Here is a 20,615-nt window from a genome sequence, read left to right on the forward strand (position 1 = left end):
CTGGGAAATCCGGATCAGCACCCCCTGCAATTCACCTCTGTGCCACCTTGAGCTAACCGGTGGTCACTCACGGGTTAGTTGTGTGACGGAATCGTGGGGGTCTATGACCGGCAGGCGACGCAGCAGCTCCTCCTCCACCACCACCCCCCGCGGTCAGGGCTCGGTCCGCACCAACACGACTCCCCGCGTGAGAACGGCCCTGTTCACCGCCGGTGCCCTGGTGGCGGTCGGGTCCATCGCCGCCGCGTGCGGTGCCGTCCCCGGCACCATGGGGGGCTCCGGGGACGGCACCGTGACCGTCATGACCTGGGCACCGGACAAGACCTCGGCGACCAACAAGCCGGGCATGCCCGCGATGGCCAAGGCGTACGCGCGCTACGTCAACGCGCACGGCGGCATCGCCGGCCGCAAACTCAACGTCCTGACCTGCAACGACCACAACGACTACGTGGGCGCCGCGCGATGCGCCCGCACCGCCGTCAAGGAGAAGGCCGTCGCGGTCGTCGGCTCCTACAGCCAGTACGCGTCCTCCTTCCTCTCCCCGCTGGAGTCGGCGGGCATCCCCTACATAGGCGGCTACGGACTCACCGACGACGAGTTCAAGAGCGTGCTCTCCTATCCCGTCAACGGCGGTCAGCCCGCGCTGCTGGCCGGACTCGGCGAGGAGCTGGGCAAGAGCTGCGGTCCCGTCGCGCTGGTGCGGCCCGACACCATCGCCGGCGACGAGCTTCCGCTGCTGCTCGACTCCGGCCTGAAGGCGGCCGGCCACGCCTCGGCCGAGGACGTGCGCGCCGCCGAGGACGCCACCGCCCTCGACGACCAGGCGCAGCAGTCGCTCCAGAAGGCGACCGTGGATCCGCAGCGCAAGGGCTGTGTGGTGCCCTCGCTCGACGAGCGCACCGGCACCTTCATGGACTCCTTCCGCCGCCTGAGCGACGGCTACCCGGCGGTGCGCACAGCCTCCGTGCTCGGCAGCGTCGACCAGTCGATGATCGACACGTCGGGCGGACAGTCGGGGCCGTACGAGGGCGCGTATGTCACCAGCTGGTACCCGGAGGCCACGGACGCGCGCTGGGACCCGATGAAGAAGGTGATCCGCGAGCAGGCCTTCGGTGACAACCGGATCGATCCGGCGGACGCCGGTGTGCAGACCACGTGGATCGCGTACACCGTCCTGTCGAAGGTCATCGAGTCGCTCGGCAGCGGCGAGGTTTCCGCGCGGACGATCCGCGCCTCCCTCGACAACGGCCTGAAGGTGGACACGGGCGGTCTCACCCCGACCCTGAGGTGGCGTTTCCAGGACCTGACGGCGGTGGTCGACTTCCCGCGCCTGATCAACTCGGACGTGACCCTCCAGGTCGTCCACGACGGACGACTGGTGGGGGCGCGCAAGGGCTTCGTCAACGTGGGGAAGACGCTGGAGAACGCGACCAGCGAGTGAGACGTGCCACGAGGGGGCGCGCCCGGTCCGTGCAGGTGAGCGGGCGGGGGGCGCGGCCGTACGGTCCGTGCAGGTGAGCGGGTGGCGTGTGGGGCCGTAGGGTCCGCGCAGATGAACGGGCGAGGGGCGCGGCCGTACGGTCCGTGGGAGACGGCAGACGCGAGGTGCACCACCCGGTCCGCGAGTGCGGGCGGGGGTGCACCTCGCGTCCGTTACAACTGGGTCGGCTGGCGCTGGGTCAGGCCGTACTTCTGGGCGATGGCGTTCCACAGGTTGGCCGCCTTGGCCTTCTGGGCGCTGGCCGTGCCACTCGCCCGGTTGCCGGCCGCGGTCTGGCCGGTGGTGCGCGCCCGGCCCTTGTGGCACCCCTTCTTGTCGCCCGAAACCTGGTCGGCCCAGGCCGCGTAGTGGGTGTCGGCGGCGGCGGACGCCTTCCAGGCGCTGGTGAGCGCGGCGGTCAGCTCGCCTCGCGCGGGGAGCTTGTCGACCGCGAGCCCGGACAGCCGGCCGACCAGGTCGTTGCGCTGCTTCGCCGCGTCGCGCAGGTCGGTGGCGGCCTGGTCGAGGTTCTGGCAGCCCTTGACGTCGGCCACCGCCTTGATCACCGCGCCACGGCTGTTGCCGCTGTCCGCGAGGAGCTTGTCGAGCGCGACGGCCTGTGCCTTGGCCGGGTCGTCGCCGCCCGACGAGGAGGACGAGGAGTCCGTGGCCGGTCCGGTCGCCGCGACGGACGTGCTGTGGTCGCCCTTGCCGTCGCCTCCGCCACCCCCGAGCAGGGCGCCCGCCCCGATACCGAGGGCAACGATGCCCACGCCGACGGCCGCGATGAGCGGGATGCGCGAGCGGGTGCGGGCACCGCCCTCGTCATCGCCGCGCCGCCCGGACGTCCAGGCCGGTGCGTCCGCCGTGTCGTACCGCGGCAGGTTCTGGGTGGACTCGGCGCCGCTCGGGGCGCCGCGGAAGAGGTTGTCGAACACGGCCGGCGGCTGCCCGGGGTCGCCCGCCGGGGCGCCGTAAGGCGCCGGGCCCGGCTGCCCGGGCACGGGCGGCAGGTACTGCGTGGCCTGCGCGTCGGGACCGGCGGGGGGCATGGCGCCGGACGGCCCGAGGAACCGGGTCGCGTCGTGCGCCGGCAGCTCCGGCGGCAGGGCTCCCGCGACCGGCGGGATGAACTGGGTGGCGCCCTCGGCGGAGACGGGCGGGATGTACTGCGTCGCGCCCTCGTCGGGCGCGGCGGTCACCGGGGGGATGTACTGCGTGGCGCCCTCGTCCACGGCGGGCGGCAGAGGCGCGGAGTGCGACGGCTGCGGTACGCCGTGGGCGGCGGGCTGCCCGTGCGCCCCGTACGGGGACGGCCGCGCGTCCTCGGGCGGCAGCGCCCCGGCGTCCTGCCGCGGTGCGGGAACACCGCCCCAGGCGGACCGGGGATCCGCGGGCGGCTCCCAGGACTGCTGTGCGCCCTGCTGTGCGCCCTGCTGTGCGCCCCAGGACTGGCCGGCGTCGGCGCCCCAGCCCTGGCCGGGGGGCGTCTGGGCGGGCTGCTGCCCCGGGCCCCACGGCTGGCCCCAGCTCTGGCCGCCCGCCGGGGCGGGGTGGGGGTCGGGGCCGCCCGCGGGGGCCGCGCCGTGGCCGCCCACCGGGACGGTGGCACCGTTCGCCCCGCCGATCATGCCCGGCAGCAGGGGCTCGCCGCCGTCGGAGGGCAGCACGATGCCTTCGCGCGCGGGCCGCGCCGAGGGCTCCTCGCCCTGTCCACTCTGCGTCACCGGGACTCCTACGATCGGGGGAACCTACGGAATCGTCGGCTCACGCTACCGGGTCCCCCGAGCCGGGTGCCACGCAGCACGGGTGGGCCGCCCGCCGAAGGCGGGGGGAACCACCCGAGCCGTCACAAACCACCAGCGAGGGCCCGGCGACGTTTCCCCCGTCCACGGCGGGACGCACCGGCCACGGAGAGTGTCCCTGGCCACGGTGAGCTCCCCTGCTACGGCGAACACCCCTGACTACGGCTGGCACGCCTGACCACCGCAGGCAACCCCTGGATCACCCCCAGGCACCACTGGATCACCCGCAGGCACCCCTGCCCCAAACAGGCACCCACCACGGCGGGCACCCCTGACCACGACCCGCACCCCTTCGACCCGCACCCCTGACCACGGCGGGCAACCCGGACCGCACCCACGACCCGCACCCCTGACCACGGCGGGCAACCCGGACCGCACCCACGACCCGCACCCCTGACCACGGCGGGCAACCCGGACCGCACCCACGACCGGCTCCCCCACCGCGACGACAGGCCTCGGGGCCCGCGCCACAAGCTTCGCCGGGCCCCGTGCCGAAGGTCTACGCCGCGGCCGCCAGCTCCATCCGTGCCCCGAACTCCCGCACCACCGCCTCGTCCCGGTACGGCTCCAGCCGCTGCTGGAGGTCCTCCAGATACTCGGCGCCCCGGTTGGACCGCAGGGTGCCGAGCAGTTCGATGGCCTTCAGGCCCGTGTGGCAGGCCTGTTCCACCTCGCGCTGCTGCACCTGGGCCGTGGCGAGCAGCACATAGCCGATCGCCCGGCGCCGGGCCCGGGACTCGGGGTGCCCGGCGAGGGACTCCTCCGCGCGCCGGGCCGCCGCCTCGGCCTGCCCCAGATCCCGGTGGCAGTGCGCCAGTTCGTCCGCCAGATAGGCATGGTCGAAGTGGGCGATCCACGCCGGGTCGTCCCCGGACGCCGTATCGGCCGCCTCCAGCGCCGCCCCCGCGCGTCCCGCCGCGAGCTGTGCGGCGCGCACATCGCCCATCAGCGCGTGCCCCCGCGCCTCGGCGGCATGGAACATCGCCTCCGCGCGCGGTGTGACCCGCCCGCGTGCCCCCTCCTGGGCCGCGCGCGCCAACTGCGCGATCTCGCGCGGGTTTCCGAGCTGCGCGGCGAGATGGCTCATGGAGGCGGCCAGCACATAGCCGCCGTAGCCCCGGTCGCCCGCCGCCTGGGCGAGCCGCAGCGCCTGGATGTAGTACCGCTGGGCGAGTCCGGGCTGCCCGGTGTCGACGGCCATGTACCCGGCGAGTTCGGTCAGCCGGGCGACCGCGGCGAACAGATCGCGCCCCACGGCCTCCCGGTAGGAGCCGGCCAGCAGGCCCGAGACGACGCTGTTGAGGTAGTGCACGACGACCGGGCGCACCTGCCCGCTGCCGTACTGATGGTCCAGTTCGACGAGTGCCTGGGTGGTCGCGCGCACCGCGGCCACGTCCGACGGGCCCACCCGTGGCCCGGCCGACCGCGCGACCTGCGCATCCGGCGCGGAGATCAGCCAGTCCCGGCTCGGCTCGACCAGCGCCGACGCGGCCACCGACGAGCCGGACAGGAAGTCTCGGCGGCCGACGTCGCTGCGCCACAGCTCGCAGACCTGCTCGATGGCGCCGAGCACCGTCGGCGAGAACTGCAGCCCCACGCCGGACGCGAGGTTCTTGCCGTTGGCCATGCCGATCTCGTCGATCGTGACCGTGCGGCCCAGCTTGCGGCCGAGCGCCTCGGCGATGATCGCCGGGGCCCGGCCCCTCGGCTGCTGTCCACGCAGCCAACGGGCCACCGACGTCTTGTCGTAGCGCAGGTCGAGGCCGTGTTCGGCGCCGCACATGTTGACCCGGCGGGCGAGCCCCGCGTTCGAGCAGCCCGCTTCCTGAATGAGTGCCTGCAGCCGTTCGTTCGGCTGTCGCGCGACGAGTGGCCTTGCGGCCATGGCGTACCCCCTGTGGCTGCGGTGCCTGCTCACGCACCGAGTTGACGTGTCTTCGGCGGCCGGACCACCGGGAACACCCGTTCCGTGCACCGAAAAGATCCGGCCTTGAAGATCGATGCCCAGCGGACATGCCCCTGATGCGAGACATGCGAGGATTGCCGGGGTAAAGACTGATGCCGTGCCCCCCACCTGGTTACCCCACCCCCGCTGCCGATCCTCTTGCGCGCCCCCACCCGTGCATCCGTGCGCCCCGCCCGCGGAAACGGTGCTCCTCCCCGGCGCATGTAGGACAAAAAGGACATGCCCAAAAACCGTTCCCCGCACGGAAGATGGCTCCGGGTAGGCGGGCGTAACCCCCGGTGACGGCTAGAGTTGAGTTCATCGTGGAAGAGACCATCGCGGGCCCTGAAGCTGCCCACATCCCCAAGCAGCGCGGCGACTCACTCCTGGAAGCCGCGGTTCGTTACGCCGAGGAACGCCACTGGGACGTGTTCCCGGGCACCTGGCTGGAGGCCGTGGGCGGGATGCACCGCTGCTCCTGCGATCATCCTTCGTGCCGCACGCCCGGCGCGCACCCGGCACGCGAGGACTGGGCGACGCAGGCGACCGGCAGTGCGACGGCCGTGCGCCGGATGTGGTCCAAGCGGCCCACCGCGTCCATCCTGCTGCCCACCGGGCGCACCTTCGACGCCATCGACGTCCCGGAGACGGCCGGTTTCCTCGCTCTCGCGCGCATGGAGCGGATGGAGCTGACCCTCGGGCCGGTGACGCTGACGCCGGACCGGCGCATGCAGTTCTTCGTCCTCCCGGGGGCCTCGGCGAAGGTCCCCGACCTGGTACGGAACCTGGGCTGGTCACCGTCCTCCCTCGATCTGACCACCCTCGGCGAGGGCGGGTACGTGGCCGCGCCGCCCACCCGGTACGGGTCGCGGGGGGCCGTGCAGTGGGCCTGCCGGCCGACCCCGGCGAACCGGTGGCTGCCGGACGCCGAGGAGCTGATCTCCCCCCTGGCGTATGCCTGCGGACGGGACCGGTAGCCGTTCGCCATCCCTCCCGCCGGCTCCCGTACGCCAGCGGCTGTGCGGGGCGGTCGCCCGCCCCGGTCGACGGTCACCGTCCCGTCCCTAGGGGGGCGCAACCGCCCCCCGTATGGTGCTCCTATGACCGATGGAGCAGGGGCGGGCGTGGCCGCCGTACGGGTGCAGGGGCTCTGGAAGAGATACGGGGAGCAGATCGCCGTCGCGGGGATCGATCTGGAGCTGCCCGCGGGGCGGTTCGTCGGGCTCGTCGGGCCGAACGGCGCCGGGAAGACCACCACCCTCTCGATGGTGACCGGGCTGCTGCGGCCCGACCAGGGAACCGTCGAGATCGTCGGGCAGGACGTGTGGCGCGACCCGGTCGCGGTCAAGGCCCGCATCGGCGTACTGCCCGAGGGCCTGCGCCTCTTCGAACGCCTCTCCGGCCGTGAACTCCTCGCGTACACCGGCAGGTTGCGGGGACTGCCCGGCGCCGAGGTGGACAAGCGGGCCACCCAGCTCCTCGACGTCCTCGACCTGGCCGGGGCCCAGCACAAGCTGGTCGTCGACTACTCGACCGGCATGCGCAAGAAGATCGGGCTCGCCTGCGCCCTCCTCCACAACCCCGAAGTCCTCTTCCTGGACGAGCCGTTCGAGGGCGTTGACCCGGTTTCCGCGCAGACCATCCGCGGTGTCCTGGAGCGCTACACCGCCTCCGGCGCCACCGTCGTCTTCTCCTCCCATGTCATGGAGCTGGTCGAGTCGCTGTGCGACTGGGTCGCGGTCATGGCCGCCGGGCGCATCCGTGCGCACGGCCCGCTCGCCGACGTACGGGGCAGCGCGCCCACGCTCCAGCAGGCGTTCCTCGAACTGGTCGGTGCGCGCGCCCAGGGCGCCGGCGCCGATCTCGACTGGCTCGGCGGCGGCGCCCGATGAGCGCCCCCGGTCTCACGCCCACGCTCGTACGGCTCAAGCTGTCCCTGCTGCGCAACGGTCTGCGGCAGTCCGCCGGGCGGCGGGCCGCCTACGTCACGACCGTCGTCGTGGTGCTCCTCTTCGCCGCCCTCCAGCTGATCGGCCTGATCGCCCTGCGCGGCTCGGCGCACGCCGCCACCGTCGCCGTGCTGCTGGCCACGATCATGGCGCTGGGCTGGGCCGTGATGCCGCTGTTCTTCCCCAGCGGGGACGAGACACTGGACCCGACCCGTCTGGTGATGCTGCCGCTGCGCCCGCAGCCGCTCATACGGGCCCTGCTGGTGGCGTCCCTGGTCGGCATCGGGCCTCTGTTCACCCTGTGCCTGTTCGCCGGTTCGGTGGTGGCCGTGGCGCACGGGACGGCCGCCTACGCGACCGCCGTGGTCGCCGTCGTGCTCGCGCTGCTGGTGTGCGTGGCGCTCGCCCGGGCCGTCGCCGCCGCCAACGTCCGGCTGCTGACCAGCCGCAAGGGGCGTGATCTGGCCGTCCTGAGCGGGCTCGTCGTCGCCGTCGGCGCCCAGCTTGTGAACTTCGGCGCGCAGCGGCTGGCTCCGGGCGGACTCACCCAGCTGAACCCGGTCGCCGATGTGCTGCGCTGGGTTCCGCCCGCCTCCGCGATCGGCGCGGTGGACTCCATGAGCAAGGGCTCCTACGGCACCGGGCTCGCCCAGCTCGTGCTGAGTGCCGCCGCGGTGGCGGGGCTGAGGGCCCTGTGGTCGCGCAGTCTGAAGAAGCTGATGACCGCGCCGGACGGGTCCACGCTCCAGGCCGCCGAGCCGGGCCCCCGGGAACGCGCCTCGACGCGGCTGTCCCGGCTGCTGCCCGCGGGCCGCACCGGCACGGTGATGGAGCGCAGCCTGCGCTATGTGTGGCGCGACCCCAAGACGAAGGCGGCATGGGTGACATCGCTCGCCATCGGGATGATCGTGCCGGTCTTCAACGCCCTCCAGGGCACCGGCTCCGTCTACTTCGCCTGCTTCGCGGCGGGGATGCTCGGCATCCAGATGTACAACCAGTTCGGGCAGGACACCTCCGCGTTCTGGATGGTCGCGATGACGATCTCCTCGCCCCGTGACGCCTACACCGAACTGCGCGGCCGGGCACTTGCCCTGCTGCTGATCACGCTGCCGTACGCCGCCCTCGTCACCGTCGTCACCACCGCGCTGCTCGGCGCCTGGCCGAGGCTGCCCGAGGTGCTCGGACTGTCCTTCGCCCTGCTCGGCGCGATGCTCGCCACCGGCGCCTGGACCTCGGCCCGCTTCCCGTACTCGATCCCGCAGGAGGGCTACAAGAACGTGGTCCCCGGGCAGGCCGGGCTCGCCTGGATCTCCATCTTCGGCGGCATGGTCTCGGCGGCCCTGCTGTCCTCGCCGGTGATCGCGGCGACGATCTGGCTGAATGTCACGTCGGGCGGGGCGGACTGGGCCTGGCTGCTGCTGCCCGTGGGCGCCGTCTACGGGGCGCTGCTCATCCTTCTCGGACTGCGTCTCGCGGCACCCCGGACGGCACGGCGGCTGCCGGAGATCCTGGCGGCGGTCAGCAAGGGCTAGGTGCCCCGGCAGGCGACGTCTGCCCGTCAAGGAGCGGCGTCATGGGGGCCCCTGCTCGAGCGAAGCCGAGAGCTTGGGGGAGCGTGCTCTCGGCGTGCCGGCCGGAAGTCCTCGTAGCGGACGTACCCGGGCTTGCGGCCGGTGCGGCGCGAGGGCGTGCCGGGGGTCGTTGCGGGGCGAACGTCTCCTGTTGGGGGCTGGGCCTGGAGAGGGTGCCCGGACCGGGCGCGGTCACGGGGTGAGCAGTGCGTCCAGGAACGGTTCGATCGCCGTGCGCCATGCCTCCGGCTGGTCGTAGTGGACGAGGTGGCCGGCGTCGGGCACCTCCGCGTACTGGCCGTGCGGCAGGACGCGCACCATCTCCTGTGCCTCCGCCCGGCCCAGTTCGCCGTCGAGGCCGCGGACCACCAGGGCCGGGCACTGGACCTGTGCCAGCTCCTCCCAGTGCGCGTCGTACACCCACGTCCGGCGGGACTTGAGCATCTGCTCGGGTTCGAAGACGGGCCGCCAGCCGTCCGCCGACTCGGCCATCACCTCGGCGTAGAAGGCGCCGCGGGCCGGATTGGGACGCTCCACCCAGGGGTCGTCCTCGCCGAACCACTTGCGGACGTCGGCGAGCGTGGCGAAGGGCAGGGGCCAGGACTTGAACCAGTTCTCCCACTCGCGCTGTGAGGCCCCGCCGAGGGGGGAGGCCCGCATATCACAGATGACCAGGCCGCGCACCAGGTCGGGGCGTTTGGCGGCGAGCTGCCAGGCGGTCAGGGCGCCCATGGCGTGGCCGATGAGGACGGCCGGGGCGAGGCCGAGCTGTTCTACGGCGGCCTCGGCGTCGTCGATGTAGTCCTCGCGGGTGTACTCGCCCTCGGGCGGCTTGTCGCTCTGGCCGTGTCCGCGCTGGTCGAGCGCGACGGCGCGACGGCGCTCGGAGAGCCAGCGGGCGGTGGACGCCCAGTGTGAGGCCCGGCCCATGAGCCCGTGCAGTAACAGCACGCCGGGCGGGTGCTCGCTCTCCCCGGTCTTGGGAGGGTCTGCGAACTCCCATGCGGCGAGGCGTACGCCGCCCGCTCCGGTCACCTCGATGCGCCGCACCATCCTCCAGGCACCCCCCTGCTCCGCTCGGACCGCTCGCCCCGCTTCGCGCGGCCGGTCCACGCTGTTCCTGCTGTTCCCGCTGCTCCTGCCGCTCCTGCCGCTCCTGCTGCTGCCGGTGTCGCGGGCCGTCCCCGTGTCTCGGGTGCCGACCCGGTGCCGGAGTGGCCTGTGGCCGTTCTGCCGCAGAACGTGCCGATGGTTACAGCGTGCGGTCCGGCGAGACCGTCACGCCCACGCTATCGAATGGCCATTCGAAAATGCGGTTTCCGGCGGCAACACCCCTCCTTCGAGTGACCCCCCGCGATGATTGGCCGCCGCCTGCGCGGGGAGATCTTCTGCGGGAGGCGGACCGCTCGGGGAAAACCGGTCCGAGGGGGATGACCCTGAGAGCTCGGGGCTCCGGGTCAGAACAGGGGAGGACAGGCCCCGGCGCCCAAGGGCGCCGGGGCCCACCCCATGTCCGTGGCACATCCGCCCGCCCCCTCTCTGACCAGGTGACATCGCTGTCGCCGACCGGCCAAGAGCCCTCAGGTCATATGCCTCATGCGACAGCCTCGCACGCGAACGGCCAAAGCGCTGCGATTCCGCACATTGAATCTCGGTCATCGCGGGATCCGGTGAGCACCACAACCGCCCCTGGTGTCACAGGTGTTGACGGGGACGGGGAGTGAATCCGGCGGGCCCCCCGGCGGTTCGGGGACTCCGGCGCCGCACGACCGAGGACGAGGGCGTCGCTCAGGGCTTGGCCACGAACACATGGGACGCGACGTCGACCGCCAGCTCGGCCGCCTCCCCGCCGCTGCCGACCAGGACGCCGCCCGCGGACTCCGTCACACTGACCACCGCGCCGGGCTGCACGCCCGCCCGCCGCAGCGCGTACATGAGCTGGGCGTCCGTCTGGATGGGCTCGCCGATGCGCCGTACGACGACCGTCTTGGCGTCCGTGCCCGCGTCCAGGTCCGCCAGCGACATCATGCCCTCGTCCAGGAACGGGTCCGCGCCGTCCTTCTCGCCCAGCTCCTCCAGGCCCGGGATCGGGTTTCCGTACGGCGACTCGGTGGGGTGGCGCAGCAGCTCCAGGACGCGCCGCTCCACCGCCTCGCTCATCACATGCTCCCAGCGGCACGCCTCGGCGTGCACCTGCTCCCACTCCAGCCCGATCACGTCGACCAGCAGACACTCGGCGAGGCGGTGCTTGCGCATCACGCGGGTGGCGAGACGGCGGCCCTCGTCCGTGAGCTCCAGGTGCCGGTCCGGCGCGACCGCCACCAGACCGTCGCGCTCCATCCGCGCCACCGTCTGGCTGACCGTCGGGCCACTCTGGTCCAGCCGCTCGGCGATCCGGGCGCGCATGGGGACAACGCCTTCCTCCTCCAGCTCGAGGATGGTGCGGAGATACATCTCCGTGGTGTCGATCAGTCCGGACATACGTGCCCCTCGATGAGATCTGCCGGAGGCTCCACGGCTCACCGGCGCGTGCGCTGGCCCTGGACCCAATTCTTGCGCATCCCACTGACAACCGTGGCGCGGCGAGACAACCGGGCGGTTACACGGCCCGGACGACGGGTACAGGGGCGCGTCCGTCCGCGCGGGCGCCGTATTGACATCCCACTGGTCCAGACCGCAACGTGATCCGCGACACGGGCCGTCACGGGCGCCGGTGCGTGGTCGGTGTGCCGTGTGGGCGCCGTCCGCCGGGATCGAGACACCGAGGACTTCGAAGGGGGCGCCTGAGATGAGCGGGAGGCCGACGGGCGAGGAGCCGGGCAGCGCGGAGCCCCGGGCCGGGGAGCCACGGGGCGGAGAGCCGAGGGATGGGGAGCCGCGGGATGGGGAGCCCGGGCACGGGAGCACGCCGGCCGAGCGGTTCCTCGACGCGGCGATCGGACTGCTGCGGCGGGTACGGGACGAGGAGGCCCAGCCCATCGCGGCGGCGGGCGGTCTGATCGCGGACACCGTCGCCTCCGGCGGCCGGCTGTTCGCCTTCGGCGCCGGGCACTCCTCGCTGGCCGCGCAGGACCTGGTCTACCGCGCGGGCGGCCTCGCCCTGATGAACCTGCTCGCGGTCCCCGGCGTCGTGGGCGTCGACGTCATGCCGGCCACCCTGGGCTCCGCGCTGGAGCGGGTCGACGGGCTGGCGAGCGCGGTGCTCGACTCCAGCCCACTCCGGTCCGGGGACCTGCTGGTGATCGTCTCCCTGTCCGGCCGCAACGCGCTCCCGGTGGAGATGGCCATCAACGCCCGCGCCCTCGGCATCAAGGTCATCGGGGTGACCTCGGTGGCGTACGCCTCGGAGACGAAGTCGCGGCACTCCTCGGGTACACACCTCAGGGACCACTGCGACCTCGTGCTCGACTCGAAGATCGCGGTGGGCGACGCCGAGCTGACCCTCGACACCATCCCCGCGCCCTTCGCCCCCGCCTCCACCGTCGTCACCACGGCGCTGCTCCAGGCGGTCATGGCCACGGCCGCGGCCGCCCTCGCCGACCGCGGCATCGAACCGCCGCTGCTCAGGTCGGGGAACGTCGACGGCGGACACGAGTGGAACGGGCGGGTGCTGCGCGAGTACCAGGACCGGATCTTCTACCAGCAGGGCTAGCCACGCCGGGCCGGCTGCCCCACCCCACCGGACCGGCTACCGCGTCCCCTCCGCCAGCTCGGCCAGGTCCAGTGCGGCGGCGATCCGTACCGCCACGTCCTCCCCGTACACCGCGTCGGCGCGCTCGAAGCGGGTGCGCCCGGCGCTCCGCAGAAACGTCACCACGCCGAGCGTGCGGCCCCGGCTGCGCAGCACCGCGCACAGCGCGTGCACCGCGTCTCCGGGCCACTGCCGGGCGAGCGCCCACTCTCGCGCCCGCTCCGGATCCAGGGCGCCCGCGCCGGCGCGCACGCATCCGGCGCGCTCCACGCACTGGAGGGCGGGGTGGCCCTCCCCGTACCGGACGGGCAGCCCGGCCTTTCCGGCGAGCAGGCTGGGCCCGGGCGCCCCGGACGGCGTCTCGGCGACCCGCACCAGCCGCACCGGCCCCTCCCCGTCCGCCACCGGACCGCCCACCACCCGGTCCACCAGCGCGTGATCGGCGAATCCGGCGAGCGCGAAGTCCAGATGGACGGTGGCCGCCTCCCCCGGGTCCTCGCACTCGGCGGCCGCCCGCGCGGCGCGGTGCAGCTGATTGGCCCTGAAGCGCAGCAGCGCCGCCTCCTGCTCGACCTGCTTGGCCTCGGTGATGTCCTGGAACAGCCATCCCACACCGAGCGGGACCGGTTCTTCCGCGAGCGGGGAGGCCAGCCGCACGAACCCGCTGCGCCAGCACCGCCGCCGCTCCCCCTCGGGGGTCCGCACGCTGACCCACATCTCGGCCGGAGCGGGCGGGGCGCCCTCGGCGAGCACATGCGTCAGCGCGCTCTCCAGTTCCTCGACGCCCTGCGTCAGCAGGTCCCCGAGCGGCCGTCCGAGCACGGCCGTACGGCCGATGCCGAGCGTCCGGGCCGCATGGGCGTTGACGACGGCCGGCCGCAGATCCGCGTCGACCAGCACCACGCCCCAGCTCGCGTCCTCGAACAGGGCCTCGCTCAGCGCGATGGACCGCTCCAGGTCGATCTGCGCATGGACCTCGCTGAAGGCGCAGTAGACACCGGCGGGCTTTCCGTCGGGCCCCCGCACCGACGCGGACTGCGTCCGCACCAGCACCCGCCCGCCGTCCTTGGTGAGCAGCGCGAACTCGTGCACCTGGCGTCCGGTCGCCCGCATCGCCGACATCAGCCACGCCTCGACCTCGGCGGCGTCCGCGCTCCGCACGGCCCAGCCGGCGAACCCGTGCCGCCCGACGGCCTCGGCCGCGGACCAGCCGAGGATCCGCTCCGCCTCGCGGTTCCAGTGGGTGACGACGCCTTCGGCGTCAAAGGCGCAGAGCGCCGCGTCCATGCCGTCCAGCAACGCGGCCAGAAGGTCGGAACCGTCCCGCTCGGGCTCGCCCGGCCCCAACTCGTCCGTGGTCCCTCTACGCCGGGAAGCACTCACCTGGAACCCCCTGCAGGCTGCTGCGTCCGTACCTACGGCGCTCGTCCCCTCACTCCCTCACATTCAACTCGAACGTGACCCAGCCCACATGCCCTTCCGGAAAGATTCGACGAAATCGTTGCGCGGTGCGGGGGGGGCGGGGTCATGGCGTCTGCCTGGCAGGAAGGGCTCCCGGCTCGGGAGAAGGGGTCGGAAGGGATCCCGGAAAAAGCTGTTGATCGGTGGCGAAGGGGTTCTTAGGGTGGGGAGCACCGAAGAAGGGAGGTGGTTCGGAGCATGTATGCACACCGGACGTCGGAGGTGGCTGCGGGCTAGCGGCCCGTCACCACACCCGGTGCGGTGCCGGACCAGCGCGTGCGAGACACGTGCAGCCGGCCTAATCCAACGCAGTCACCCGACCCGCGAGCTCGCCGGTACGTCCGGCCGGCTTCTCCGCCACCAGGCGGGGGGACCAGAGCTCGCGGGTCGTCTGCGTTCGGGGCCCCTTCAGGGGCTGAGCCGCTCCACCCGCCAGGTGCCGTCGGGCTGAGCGACATAGCGGAGGCGGTCGTGGAGGCGGTTCGCGCGGCCCTGCCAGAACTCGACGGTCTCGGGCACGACGCGGTAGCCGCCCCAGTGGGGCGGGACCGGGACCTGCGAGCCCTCGGGGTAGCGGGCGCTCAGCTCCTCGTAGGCGCTGTCCAGCCCGGTCCGGCCGGCGATGACCGAGGACTGGGCACTGGCCCAGGCGCCGAGCTGGGAGCCGTGGGGGCGGGTACGGAAGTAGGCGGCGGTCTCGTCACGGCCGGTGCGGTGCGCGGTGCCGGTGACGATGACCTGGCGGGCCATGGGGTGCCAGGGGAAGAGCAGGGAGATACGGGGGTTGGCCGCGAGATCCCGGGCCTTGCGGGAGTCGTAGTTGGTGTAGAAGACGAAGCCCTGGGCGTCGTACTGCTTCATGAGGACCGTGCGCGAGCTGAGGCGGCCGTCCGCGTCCGCCGTGGACACGATCATCGCGTTCGGCTCGTAGATCATCCCCGCCATGGCGGCCTGGGCGGCCTGCTTGAACCAGTGGGCGAACTGGTCCATGGGGTGCGCGGCGAGCGAGGACTCGTCGAGCCCCTCGGCGCGATAGTGCGCCCGCATCTCGGCGGGGTTGTGGGCCAGGTCCTCGGCGGGGCCTTCGGCCGCGCGTTCGACGATTGGTTCGAGGACGGGTTCCGCGGCGGCCGCCGCCGCGGCGGCGGCCTCGGCGGCGTGGACGGCCTCGGCGGAGGGCCGGGCGGGGGGTTCGGAGGGCCTGGCGGGGGGTTCGGATCCGCCTTCGGCTGCGGGTTCGGGTGCCGGTTCGTCCGGGCGGCGGTCGGTCACGCCGTCATCTTGCCGTATCGGGCGTGACTCCCGGCGACCCGTGTGGTTCATCACTGCGTGGCACTGAGTGCCGCTACCTCTCCCCAAAGGTGGCACTCGGGGATATCGTGCTGATGCCGTTCGGATGGGGTGACCGCCTGCCGATCGGGGCATCACCGGAGTGACCGTTTTTGGACCGCGAGTCTTCGGATACGACCGTGAGGGACCGTGGAACCGGGGCGGCCACCCCTTCCCGCAGAGCCGCAGTCCGCCGCCCGAGTCGTCCCACCGGGCCGTGGACGGGGGGTCGACGGGAATCCCACCGACCACATCCGCCGCACACATCACGAGGAGCCGCCTGATGTCCGACTTCGTACCCGGGCTCGAAGGAGTCGTCGCGTTCGAGACGGAGATCGCCGAACCCGACAAGGAGGGCGGTGCCCTGCGGTACCGGGGCGTCGACATCGAGGATCTGGTCGGCCACGTCTCGTTCGGCAACGTCTGGGGGCTGCTGGTCGACGGGGCCTTCAACCCCGGACTGCCGCCCGCCGAGCCGTTCCCCATCCCGGTGCACTCCGGTGACATCCGGGTGGACGTTCAGTCGGCGCTGGCCATGCTCGCCCCGGTCTGGGGCCTGAAACCGCTGCTGGACATCGACGTCGAGCAGGCCCGTGACGACCTGGCCCGCGCCGCCGTCATGGCGCTGTCCTATGTCGCCCAGTCGGCCCGTGGCCAGGGGCTGCCGATGGTGCCGCAGCGAGAGATCGACAAGGCGCACTCCATCGTCGAGCGGTTCATGATCCGCTGGCGGGGCGAGCCGGACCCCAAGCATGTCGCGGCCGTCGACGCCTACTGGACGTCGGCCGCCGAGCACGGCATGAACGCATCCACGTTCACCGCCCGGGTGATCGCATCCACGGGCGCGGACGTGGCGGCCGCGCTCTCGGGCGCCGTGGGCGCCATGTCCGGTCCGCTGCACGGCGGCGCGCCCTCCCGTGTGCTCGGCATGATCGAGGAGATCGAGCGGACCGGGGACGCGGAGGCGTACGTGAAGCAGGCCCTGGACCGGGGCGAGCGGCTGATGGGCTTCGGGCACCGGGTGTACCGCGCCGAGGACCCGCGGGCACGGGTGCTGCGCCGCACCGCCCGGGAGCTGGGCGCCCCCCGCTTCGAGATCGCGGAGGCACTGGAGAAGGCGGCCCTGGAGGAACTGCACAACCGCCGCCCCGACCGTGTCCTCGCCACGAACGTGGAGTTCTGGGCGGCGATCATCCTGGACTTCGCCGAGGTCCCGGCGCACATGTTCACCTCGATGTTCACCTGCGCCCGGACGGCCGGCTGGTCGGCGCACATCCTGGAGCAGAAGCGCACGGGCCGCCTGGTGCGCCCCTCGGCCCGCTATGTCGGCCCCGGCCCGCGCGGCCCCCAGGAGGTCGAGGGCTACGCGGACATGACCCGCTGAGACCGCTCGAGGCCTACGCGCATCACCCCCGGCCGCCGGTGTTCCGGCGGCCGGGGTCATGCGGGGTCATGCCGGCGTGAGCAGGGCCGCGTGGTGGCGTTCGGCCGTGCGAGGGTGGGCCCGGAGCTTGCCCTTGAGCTCGTTGTAGCCGTACTCGGCGAACAGCGGGTTGGCTGGGTCGGCGGTGATGCCGGGTGCCGTGGAGGCGCCCGGGAACGGCAGCGGCTCGACCCGGGCGTCCAGGCGCGGGTTGTAGAAGAACGGCACGGAGAACCGCTCGGTGGCTCCGGGCGGGCTGACGACACGGTGGTTGGTGGCCAGCAGATAGCCGTTGGTGGCCACCTCCAGCAGTTCGCCCAGGTTGACCACGAACGCCCCCTCCAGCGGCGGCACGTCGTGGAAGAGCCCGTCCTCGCGCTGCACCTGGAGCCCGCCGACCCGGTCCTGCAGCAGCAGGGTCAGGAAGCCGTAGTCCTTGTGCGCGCCGACGCCCTGGTCTGCGCCGTCGCCCGCGCTGCCCGGGTAGCGGACCAGCTTGAGGTGCGGGTGGGCGCGGTCGCCGAAGACGGGGTCGTAGAAGTCCGGGGCCGCGCCGATCGCGGTGAGCAACTCGTGCAGCAGCCGCTGGGCGACCCCGCTGAGCCGGTCGATCCAGGCGAGGGCCGCGGTACGCAGCTCCGGGAGGGCCGCGGGCCACTGGTTGGGGCCCTGGAGCCACCAGTAGGCGGCCTCGCCCGGGCCGGGGGCGCGGGCGGGACGTTCCGCGCCTATGTCGAGCTGGTCGCGCCAGTCGCGAGCACCGCCGGTGCGCTCGTCGCCGATGCGGGTGTAGCCGCGGAAGTGGGGCGAGTTGAGGTTGTCGAGGGCGAGACGGTCCGCTTCGGGCAGGGCGAAGAAGGACCGCATGGCGCCGAGCAGGGCGTCGGTCTCGGCCTGGGTGACGCCGTGCCCGACGAGCTGGAAGAAGCCCACGTCGTGGGCGGCGCTGTGGAGCCGGGCGTGGAACAGCGCCCGGGCCTCGGGGCCGCGGTCGGCCGCGGAGAGGTCGATGATCGGAAGCTGTCGCCGAGGGGGCTGGTACGACGGGCTCGTCGCCGTGTGGGTCATGGGTGCGTCCGCGGGTGTACGGGGCCCGGAGCAGCCGTCGGGGGTGTGGCGGCGCCCGGGTGCCGGGTGGAAAGGGCGTGGAAGTGCGCAGAAATGCGTAGGAGAACGCAGAAAACGGGGCTGGGTCAGGCCGAACGCCGACAGCCCATGCTCGTGACGCGCACGTAGTCCACGTGTCGGCGTCGAACGAGCATCGGAAGCATGGGCCAAGGGTAACGCCCTCCGGCCGCGCTCCCGGTGCCTCGTCGGTCACACTCCCGGGCCCTGGCCCAGTGCCTCCTCCAGCAGGGCTCCCCACTGGGCCACGACCCGTTCCCGGCGGCCCGCGTCGTCGGTGAGGAGATTGGCCAGGCCCAGGCCACGGGCCATGTCCAGCAGGCCCTGCACCGTCTCCCGCACCCCGGGCCGGGACTCGTCGGCGCCCAGCAGCTCGACCGCCATACGGTGGGTCTCCCGGCCGACGCGGGCCTCCAGCTCCGCCACGCGCGGGCCCAACTGCTCCTCGCTGGAGGCGGCGACCCACAGATGCAGGGCGGCACGGAACAGCGGCCCGGTGTAGAGGTCGACGAGGGCGGCGACCACCGCGCGCCGGTCGGCGGCACCTCCCGGGAACAGCGCCCGTATCGCCGTGGAGCGTTCCTCGGCCATGTACTCGACGGCCGCCGTGAACAGGTCCTCGCGGGTCGGGAAGTGGTGCTGGGCGGCGCCCCGGGAGACGCCCGCGCGTTCGGCGACGACGGAGACGGTGGAGCCCGACCAGCCGCGTTCGGCGAGGCACGCCACCGCGGCTTCGAGCAGCCGCTGCCGGGTGGCCCTGCTGCGGTCCTGCTTGGGGACGCGGTCGGCCGTGCTCACACCACCCATACGGGATCCCGTCTCTCGAGGAAGGCCGTCATCCCCTCGCGGGCCTGCGGGGAGGCGAACAGCCGGGCCGAGAGCGCGGTCAGGTCGGCCGCGTCCCGGTCGAAGGTCTCCAGCACAGTAGCCGTGAGCAGCCGCTTGGTCTCGGCCAGGCCCTGGGGCGAGGACCGGCGCAGTCCGTCGAGCACGGGCGCGAGCACCGCGTCGACGTCGGCGCCGGAGGCCGTGAGCAGTCCGGTGCGCACGGCCTCGGCGGCGTCGAAGCGTTCGCCGGTGAGGTAGTAGCGGGCGAGCGCCCGGGGGTCGGTGCGGGGCAGCAGGGGCAGGGAGATCACGGCGGGGGCCACGCCGATGCGGACCTCGGTGAAGGCGAAGGTGGCGTCGGTGGAGGCGACCGCGATGTCGCAGGCGCCGAGCAGGCCGAGGCCGCCCGCCCGCACGTGCCCGGTCACCCGGGCGACGACGGGCGTGCGCAGCTCGACGATCTGCCGCAGCAGCCCGACGATCGCGTCGGGGTGCGGCGGGTCGCGCAGGTCGGCGCCCGCGCAGAAGGTGTTGCCGGTGTGGGTGAGGACCACGGCGCGTACGTCGTGGTCCTTGCGACAGCGGGTGAGGGCGTCCGCCAGGCCTTGGACCAGCTCGGCCGAGAGGGCATTGCGGTTGCCGGGCGAATCGAGGGTGAGGGTCGTGATGCCCCGGTGGCCGGCGGCTCGGACGGACATGGCTCCTCCTGGTGCGTACGACTCGGTGCGGCCTCATGCGGCCCAGGGCCTCATGCGGCCCATGCGGGGCCCATGCGGCCCATACGTGCCTTTCAGCCCATACGTGCCTTTCGGCCCATACGGCCATTCATTCGGCCTAGTAGGACTTCGGCAGGCCGAGGCTCTGGTGGGAGACGTAGTTGAGGACCATCTCCCGGCTGACAGGGGCGATCCGGGACACGCGTGCGGCCGTGATCAGCGAGGCGAGTCCGAACTCGCGGGTCAGGCCGTTGCCGCCGAGGGTGTGCACGGCCTGGTCGACGGCCCGCACACAGGCCTCCCCGGCGGCGTACTTGGCCATGTTGGCGGCCTCCCCGGCGGCGATGTCGTCCCCGGAGTCGTAGAGGAAGGCGGCCTTCTGCATCATCAGCCGGGCCAGTTCGAGGTCGATGTGTGCCTGGGCGAGGGGATGCGCGATCGCCTGGTGTGCGCCGATGGGCTGCTTCCAGACGGTGCGGTCGCGCGCGTACTCCACGGCCCGGGAGATCGCGTAGCGCCCCATGCCGATCGCGAAGGCCGCGGTCATGACGCGCTCGGGGTTGAGCCCGGCGAACAGCTGGAGCAGCCCGGCGTCCTCGTCGCCGACAAGGGCGTCGGCGGGCAGCCGTACGTCGTCCAGGGTCAGTTCGAACTGCTTCTCGGCGCTGCTGAGTTCCATGTCGATCGGGCGCCGCTCGAATCCGGGCGTCTCGCGCGGGACGACGAACAGGCAGGGCTTGAGACTGCCGGTGCGGGCGTCCTCGGTGCGGCCGACGATCAAGGTCGCGTCGGCGATGTCGACACCGGAGACGAACACCTTGCGGCCGCTGAGGACCCAGTCGGTGCCGTCGCGACGGGCGGTGGTGGTGATGCGGTGGGAGTTGGAGCCGGCGTCGGGTTCGGTGATCCCGAAGGCCATGGTGCGGGTGCCGTCCGCGAGGCCCGGCAGCCACTGCCGCTTCTGCTCGGCCGTGCCGAAGCGGGTGATCACGGTGCCGCAGATGGCGGGCGAGACGACGAGCATGAGGAGGGGGCAGCCCGCGGCCCCCAGTTCCTCCAGCACGATGGACAGTTCGGCGATACCGCCGCCTCCGCCCCCGTACTCCTCCGGGAGGTTCACGCCGAGGTAGCCGAGCTTGGCGGCTTCGGCCCACAGCTCCGTGGGGTGGCGGCCCTCGGCGACGACCGTGGCGAGGTAGTCGCGGCCGTAGCGCTTGCCGAGGGCGGAGACGGCGGAACGGAGTGCCTTGTGCTCTTCGGTTTCTGCGACGGGGGTCATGGGGCCTCCTCGG

The 20,615-nt window shown here is 72.9% G+C and carries 16 protein-coding genes; 6 read left to right on the top strand and 10 right to left on the bottom strand.

All coding sequences use genetic code 11. From position 1 onward, the window contains the following. Positions 1 to 103: 103 nt before the first annotated feature. Positions 104 to 1,441: an ABC transporter substrate-binding protein gene (locus ACIP94_RS31735; RefSeq protein ID WP_402433319.1), complete on the top strand. Its 1,338-nt coding sequence runs from the start codon at positions 104 to 106 to the stop codon at positions 1,439 to 1,441. 212 nt (positions 1,442 to 1,653) lie between these two features. On the opposite strand, the gene ACIP94_RS31740 is transcribed toward ACIP94_RS31735, so the two are convergent. Together ACIP94_RS31740 and ACIP94_RS31745 are read right to left on the bottom strand one after the other, a co-directional pair. After that, the gene (locus ACIP94_RS31740) at positions 1,654 to 3,207 is read right to left on the bottom strand and encodes a hypothetical protein (RefSeq protein ID WP_402433321.1); all 1,554 of its coding nucleotides are present in this window, start codon (positions 3,205 to 3,207) and stop codon (positions 1,654 to 1,656) included. Between the two features lie 577 nt (positions 3,208 to 3,784). After that, positions 3,785 to 5,170 (bottom strand): transcriptional regulator, encoded by a 1,386-nt coding sequence (locus ACIP94_RS31745; protein ID WP_402433324.1) that lies wholly within the window; start codon positions 5,168 to 5,170, stop codon positions 3,785 to 3,787. Between the two features lie 383 nt (positions 5,171 to 5,553). Between ACIP94_RS31745 and ACIP94_RS31750 the strand changes: the two genes are divergently transcribed. From ACIP94_RS31750 to ACIP94_RS31760, 3 genes are all read left to right on the top strand, one after another. Beyond that, positions 5,554 to 6,207, top strand: coding sequence for a bifunctional DNA primase/polymerase (locus tag ACIP94_RS31750; RefSeq protein WP_402433327.1), 654 nt, complete (start codon positions 5,554 to 5,556; stop codon positions 6,205 to 6,207). A 123-nt stretch (positions 6,208 to 6,330) separates the two neighbouring features. After that, the gene (locus ACIP94_RS31755) at positions 6,331 to 7,122 is read left to right on the top strand and encodes an ABC transporter ATP-binding protein (protein ID WP_402433330.1); all 792 of its coding nucleotides are present in this window, start codon (positions 6,331 to 6,333) and stop codon (positions 7,120 to 7,122) included. Continuing rightward, the gene (locus ACIP94_RS31760) at positions 7,119 to 8,711 is read left to right on the top strand and encodes a transporter (RefSeq protein WP_402433333.1); all 1,593 of its coding nucleotides are present in this window, start codon (positions 7,119 to 7,121) and stop codon (positions 8,709 to 8,711) included. Before ACIP94_RS31755 ends, ACIP94_RS31760 begins: the two co-directional genes overlap by 4 nt. Before the next feature lie 231 nt (positions 8,712 to 8,942). Here ACIP94_RS31760 and ACIP94_RS31765 read toward each other — a convergent pair whose 3' ends face one another. Further along, positions 8,943 to 9,803, bottom strand: a complete 861-nt coding sequence (locus ACIP94_RS31765) for an alpha/beta fold hydrolase (protein WP_402433336.1) — start codon at positions 9,801 to 9,803, stop codon at positions 8,943 to 8,945. Positions 9,804 to 10,538: 735 nt separating this feature from the next. Beyond that, positions 10,539 to 11,231 carry a metal-dependent transcriptional regulator gene (locus tag ACIP94_RS31770; protein ID WP_402433339.1) on the bottom strand — a complete coding sequence of 231 codons (693 nt, stop codon included), beginning with the start codon at positions 11,229 to 11,231 and terminating at the stop codon, positions 10,539 to 10,541. A gap of 307 nt (positions 11,232 to 11,538) precedes the next feature. Here ACIP94_RS31770 and ACIP94_RS31775 point away from each other — a divergent pair, with 307 nt between their 5' ends. Beyond that, on the top strand, positions 11,539 to 12,402 hold the full coding sequence (locus ACIP94_RS31775) for an SIS domain-containing protein (RefSeq protein ID WP_402433342.1): 864 nt from the start codon (positions 11,539 to 11,541) through the stop codon (positions 12,400 to 12,402). Between the two features lie 36 nt (positions 12,403 to 12,438). On the opposite strand, the gene ACIP94_RS31780 is transcribed toward ACIP94_RS31775, so the two are convergent. After that, positions 12,439 to 13,824, bottom strand: coding sequence for a PAS domain-containing protein (locus ACIP94_RS31780; RefSeq protein ID WP_402433345.1), 1,386 nt, complete (start codon positions 13,822 to 13,824; stop codon positions 12,439 to 12,441). 486 nt (positions 13,825 to 14,310) lie between these two features. Beyond that, entirely contained in the window at positions 14,311 to 14,949 is a 639-nt protein-coding gene (pdxH, locus tag ACIP94_RS31785) for a pyridoxamine 5'-phosphate oxidase (RefSeq protein ID WP_402433553.1), read from the bottom strand. Positions 14,950 to 15,514: 565 nt separating this feature from the next. Here pdxH and ACIP94_RS31790 point away from each other — a divergent pair. Further along, entirely contained in the window at positions 15,515 to 16,615 is a 1,101-nt protein-coding gene (locus ACIP94_RS31790; RefSeq protein WP_402433348.1) for a citrate synthase 2, read from the top strand. A gap of 66 nt (positions 16,616 to 16,681) precedes the next feature. On the opposite strand, the gene ACIP94_RS31795 is transcribed toward ACIP94_RS31790, so the two are convergent. The 4 genes from ACIP94_RS31795 to ACIP94_RS31810 form a co-directional block, all read right to left on the bottom strand. Further along, complete coding sequence (locus ACIP94_RS31795) at positions 16,682 to 17,722, bottom strand: isopenicillin N synthase family dioxygenase (protein WP_402433351.1); 1,041 nt, start codon at positions 17,720 to 17,722, stop codon at positions 16,682 to 16,684. 249 nt (positions 17,723 to 17,971) lie between these two features. Next, a complete protein-coding gene (locus ACIP94_RS31800; protein WP_402433354.1) occupies positions 17,972 to 18,586 on the bottom strand; it encodes a TetR/AcrR family transcriptional regulator in 615 nt (204 codons plus the stop codon). Beyond that, a complete protein-coding gene (locus ACIP94_RS31805; RefSeq protein WP_402433357.1) occupies positions 18,574 to 19,305 on the bottom strand; it encodes an enoyl-CoA hydratase family protein in 732 nt (243 codons plus the stop codon). The genes ACIP94_RS31800 and ACIP94_RS31805 overlap by 13 nt, the downstream gene beginning before the upstream one ends. 136 nt (positions 19,306 to 19,441) lie before the next feature. Beyond that, positions 19,442 to 20,602, bottom strand: coding sequence for an acyl-CoA dehydrogenase family protein (locus ACIP94_RS31810; protein WP_402433360.1), 1,161 nt, complete (start codon positions 20,600 to 20,602; stop codon positions 19,442 to 19,444). Positions 20,603 to 20,615: the final 13 nt, after the last annotated feature.

Origin of the sequence: Streptomyces sp. NPDC093261 (assembly GCF_044753645.1) — a bacterium.
GTDB lineage: Bacteria > Actinomycetota > Actinomycetes > Streptomycetales > Streptomycetaceae > Streptomyces.